Origin of the sequence: Roseibium sp. (assembly GCF_025698965.1) — a bacterium.
Lineage (GTDB): Bacteria > Pseudomonadota > Alphaproteobacteria > Rhizobiales > Stappiaceae > Roseibium.
Genome location: NZ_JAILWL010000523.1, coordinates 1 through 4,304 on the forward strand (window position 1 = coordinate 1; position 4,304 = coordinate 4,304).

4 protein-coding genes are annotated in these 4,304 nt (G+C 56.8%); 3 read left to right on the plus strand and 1 reads right to left on the minus strand.

Annotated features, from left to right (window positions below):
• A partial coding sequence (locus K5905_RS28560) for a LysR family transcriptional regulator (protein ID WP_297590765.1) occupies positions 1-150 on the minus strand: 150 nt, incomplete at its 3' end.
• Positions 151-271: 121 nt separating this feature from the next.
• On the opposite strand from K5905_RS28560, the gene K5905_RS28565 reads away from it, so the two are divergent.
• Genes K5905_RS28565 through phnY form a run of 3 tightly spaced genes read left to right on the plus strand, consistent with a single transcriptional unit; the run spans position 272 to position 4,174 of the window.
• Positions 272-1,459, plus strand: coding sequence for a 2-aminoethylphosphonate--pyruvate transaminase (locus K5905_RS28565; protein WP_297590757.1), 1,188 nt, complete (start codon positions 272-274; stop codon positions 1,457-1,459).
• A gap of 17 nt (positions 1,460-1,476) precedes the next feature.
• On the plus strand, positions 1,477-2,721 hold the full coding sequence (gene phnA, locus K5905_RS28570) for a phosphonoacetate hydrolase (protein ID WP_297590759.1): 1,245 nt from the start codon (positions 1,477-1,479) through the stop codon (positions 2,719-2,721).
• Between the two features lies 1 nt (position 2,722).
• On the plus strand, positions 2,723-4,174 hold the full coding sequence (gene phnY / locus K5905_RS28575; RefSeq protein WP_297590762.1) for a phosphonoacetaldehyde dehydrogenase: 1,452 nt from the start codon (positions 2,723-2,725) through the stop codon (positions 4,172-4,174).
• Positions 4,175-4,304 lie beyond the last annotated feature (130 nt).

The window sequence follows — 4,304 nt, forward strand, 5'->3', positions numbered from 1 at the left end:
ACGGTGAAACAACAGGACATCATGGTCCTGCTCCAGCTTGCGCACCTGCTCGGAAATGGCCGGCTGGGTGTGATAGAGCGCTTCGGCAGCACGGGAGAACCCGCCCATGAGAGCGACATGATGGAAGGCTTTCAGCTGGCTGTGTCGCACGGGGTTTCTCCCTGTTTGCTACTATAGGCATAGCTTATGTTTTGATTGAAATTTGCAATTTCCCATATGGGTATAACTGCTGCATAGGTAATCGGAAACCAATAATATTTGGGAGTTTCCGATGAATGCCCACGCCCCCCGGATCGAGCCACCCCGCCTCGGAGAGCCCTATCTGCTGACACCTGGACCGTTGACGACATCCTATGCGGTCAAGGAAGCCATGCTGAAGGATTGGGGCAGCTGGGATGGTGATTTCCGGGCAATGACGCAGGACATGCGCATCCGTCTTCTGAACCTGCTCGGCGACGGTTCGGACGACTTTGACTGCGTGCCGATCCAGGGTTCGGGAACGTTTTCGGTCGAAGCCATGCTGGCCTCCTTCATTCCCCGGGACGGCAAGGCGCTGGTTCTTGCCAACGGCGCATATGGCATGCGGGCCGCACAGACAATGGAATATCTCGGACGCGATTTCCGGCTGCTGGACAAGGGCGATTATCTGCCGCCGCGCGGGCATGAAGTGGCGATGATCCTGGCGGAAGATCCTGATATCACTCATGTTGTCGCGATCCATTGCGAAACTTCCTCTGGCATTCTCAATCCGGTAGAGGAAATCTCCGAAGCCGTTTACACGGCCGGTCGCAAACTGCTGATCGACAGCATGTCGGCCTTCGGCGCCATTCCGCTGGACGTCTCCAAGATTCGCTATGAGGCGCTGGTAAGTTCGGCCAACAAATGCATTGAAGGCGTTCCGGGCTTCGGCTTTGTTCTGGCCAGGAAAAGCGAGCTTGAAGCGGCCAAGGGCAACAGCCACTCCATGAGCCTGGATATTCACGCCCAATGGGCACACATGAACAAGACCGGCCAATGGCGGTTTACACCGCCAACCCATGTGATTGCCGCCTTCCTGGAAGCCCTGCGCGCTCATGAAGCGGAAGGTGGTGTTGCCGGACGCGGCAAGCGCTATATGCGCAATCGCGACGTCATGGTGTCCGGCATGCGCGAGCTGGGTTTCGACACGCTTTTGGAAAACCGCTGGCTGTCGCCGATCATCGTCACATTCTTCTGCCCGTCAGATCCGAATTTCGTCTTCGACCATTTCTACGAGCTGATGAAGGACAAGGGTTTCATCATCTATCCGGGCAAATTGACCGTGGTCGACAGTTTCCGCGTCGGCTGTATTGGACAGATGGATGAGCACGTCATGCGGCAGGTGGTGATCGCTGCCAGGGAATCGCTGCGTGAAATGGGTGTGACCTCTGCCACGCCTCCAGCCGCTGCTCTGCAAGAACGCGCCAAGCTGGCCTCCTGAATAACAAGGACAACAAAATGACAATCCATACGACCGTTGAAGCAAACGAGCGCGTTTACCCGGGACCGAAAGTACCGGCGGTTGCCATCTGCCTGGATGGGTGCGAACCGGAATATCTGGACGTTGCCATTGCCAAGGGCCTGATGCCGACGCTGAAACGGATGCGCGAAGAAGGTACGGACAAGCTGGCACATTCAGTGATCCCGTCTTTCACCAATCCGAACAACCTTTCGATTGCCACCGGCCGTCCGCCGATCGTTCACGGCATTTGCGGCAACTATCTGATCGACCCCGACTCCGGCGAAGAAGTGATGATGAACGACGTCCGTTTTTTGCGTGCGCCAACCGTCTTTTCCAAATTCTACGATGCCGGCGCCCGCCTTGCGGTCGTCACCGCCAAGGACAAGTTGCGTGCCCTGCTCGGCGCAGGTCTGAAGTTTAATGAAGGCCGTGCCATTTGCTTTTCATCGGAAAAGTCGGACCAGGCGACGTTGGCGGAAAACGGCATCGACAACGCCGCAAAGTGGCTTGGAATGGATGTGCCGGAGGTTTATTCCGCCGAGCTTTCCGAATTCGTTTTTGCAGCCGGTGTAAAGCTCCTGAAAGAGTTCAAGCCGGATGTAATGTATCTGTCGACCACCGACTATATCCAGCACAAGTTCGCGCCGGATCAGAAGGGCGCGCTGGATTTTTACGCCATGTTCGACAAGTATCTGAGCGAGCTTGATGAGCTTGGGGCCGCAATTGTCGTCACCGCCGATCACGGTATGAAGCCAAAGCACCTGGCGGACGGATCTCCTGCAGTTGTTTACGTACAGGATCTGATGGATGAGTGGCTTGGCGAAGGCAATGCACGGGTCATCCTGCCGATCACCGATCCTTATGTCGTTCATCACGGCGCGCTTGGTTCCTTCGCGACTGCCTATCTGCCGGAAGGGGCCGACCGGGACGACATCATCGCCAAGCTGCGTTCAACCGACGGCATTACCCACGTTTTGACCAAGGAAGAAGCTATTCGGGACTTCGAATTGCCGGGCGACCGGATTGGAGACATCGTTATGGTGTCGGGCGAAAATATCTGTATCGGCACTTCAGAAGACCGTCATGACCTTGCCGCGCTGAAGGAACCACTGCGCAGCCACGGCGGATTGACCGAGCAGGTGGTTCCCTTCATCGTCAATCGCAAGATTGCGCTGCCGGACGCACCTGACTTGCGCAATTTCGATGCCTTTTTCTACGCAACCACAGCAGCGGCGCTTTGAAATGACCCATATCACCCAAATCCGTAACGAAGGGATGCGCATCGGCGGTGAAGTGGTGTTCACCGACGATGTCGTTCCGGTTCATTACCCCTACACGAACGAGCTGATCGGCACAGTGCCGGCGGGCAAGGCAGAGCATGCGGCCAAAGCGTTCGAGATCGCGGCCAACTACACTGCGACCTTGACCCGTTATGAGCGCCAGCAGATCCTGTTTCGCGCCGGAGAACTGATCCGCGAAAAGCGGGAGTGGCTGGCAAAATGGCTGACCCTGGAATTGGGCATCTGCCATCAGCACGCGCTTTACGAAACCGGCCGGGCTTACGATGTGTTCACGCTGGCCGGACAGATGGCCATTCTGGACGACGGACAGATCTTTTCCTGCGACCTGACCCCGCAGGGCAAGGATCGCAAGATCTTCACCAAGCGCGAACCGGTGCGGGCGATTTCGGCGATCACCCCGTTCAATCACCCGCTCAACATGGTGAGCCACAAGATTGCCCCTGCAATCGCCACCAACAATTGCGTCGTCTGCAAACCGACGGAACTGACACCGCTGACAGCCATTGCGCTCGCCGACATTCTTTATGAAGCCGGTTTACCCCACGAAATGTTCCAGATCGTCACCGGTTGGCCCAAAGACATTGGTGACGAGATGATCACCAATGACAATATCGACATCATTACCTTCACCGGCGGCGTGCCGGTGGGCAAGATGATTGCCCAAAAGGCCGGATACAAACGCACAGCGCTGGAGCTTGGCGGCAACGATCCGCTGATCATACTGAACGACCTCTCCGATGCCGATCTGGACAAGGCCGCGACCATTGCCGTTGCGGGCGCAACCGGCAATTCCGGTCAGCGCTGCACAGCGGTCAAGCGGATACTGGTTCAGGAAAGTGTGGCCGACCGCTTCGTGCCCCTGGTGTTGCAAAAGGCCAAGGCCATCCGCTTCGGCGATCCAATGGATCCGGAGACGCAGCTTGGCTGTGTCGTTCATGCCCAGGCCGCGGAACTTTTCGAAAAACGGGTATTCATGGCCGAAGCGCAAGGAGCGGAGATCCTTTACCATCCCGGGCGCGAGGGAGCCTTGCTGCCACCGATCGTCGTGGACAGGGTCCCGCATGACAGCGAATTGGTCATGGAAGAAACCTTTGGTCCGATCGTGCCGATTGTGCGGGTACCGGACAATGACGACGAAGTCATGAGAATTTCCAATTCCACCGAGTTCGGCCTGAGTTCCGGTGTCTGTACAAACGACCTGAACCGGGCGATCGCGTTCATCAACGGTCTTGATGTCGGCACCTGCAACATCTGGGAACAACCGGGATACCGCATCGAGATGTCGCCATTCGGCGGCATCAAGGACAGCGGCAATGCGGTTAAGGAAGGTGTCCTGGAAGCCATGAAGTTTTTCACCAACGTGAAGACTTACTCCCTGCCCTGGCCAAGATAGGCCGGAGTGTTCCTCCCTGGACTGCGAGGCCCTCTTGGCCTCGCCCTTTTTTGAAGACTTGAAACCAACGCAAGCTGTGGGAGAGAGGAATATCAATGGCGCATGTTGTCCATACCGAAGGCGAATCCAA

Coding starts and splice junctions, on each gene's coding strand:
- K5905_RS28565 (WP_297590757.1), top strand. CDS start 272: ATGAATGCCCACGCCCCCCGGATCGAGCCACCCCGCCTCGGAGAGCCC.
- phnA (WP_297590759.1), top strand. CDS start 1,477: ATGACAATCCATACGACCGTTGAAGCAAACGAGCGCGTTTACCCGGGA.
- phnY (WP_297590762.1), top strand. CDS start 2,723: ATGACCCATATCACCCAAATCCGTAACGAAGGGATGCGCATCGGCGGT.